We start from the raw sequence: 367 nt of genomic DNA, 5'->3' as shown, positions 1-367 counted from the left end.
GTTTGGACACCGTCCGCGCTGTGCATCTGATGTTGGATATTTTGAAGAAAATGGTTGACCGCGGTATGCCTGTACGCCTCAACGTTGCAGGTATCGGCGAAGAAATGGACAACCTCAAAACCCAAGCCAAACGTTTAGGCATTGAAGACAAAGTCACCTTCCTCGGCGGCGTCCGCGACTTGACCGGCTACTTCAAAGAAGTCGATATTTTGGTGAACACTCCGCATTGCGTGGGCGACCACGGCGCAGGTGTCGGCAACAATATTTTGGAAGCCGGCCTTTACGACACGCCTGTCGTGACCTACAACATGGCGGGTATTTCGGAAATGGTCATTACCGGCCAAACCGGCTACTGCATTCCTTTCGG

General features: G+C 52.6%; 1 protein-coding gene. It reads left to right on the top strand.

The window, feature by feature from the left end; all coding sequences use genetic code 11:
- The coding region (locus tag ACTHS3_RS17270; RefSeq protein ID WP_440368673.1) for a glycosyltransferase at positions 1-367 on the top strand (367 nt) is incomplete at both ends.

This window comes from Neisseria sp. P0009.S007 (assembly GCF_051962515.1).
The sequence above is the reverse complement of the archived record's forward strand: the minus strand, read 5'-3'. Positions and strand labels throughout refer to the sequence as shown.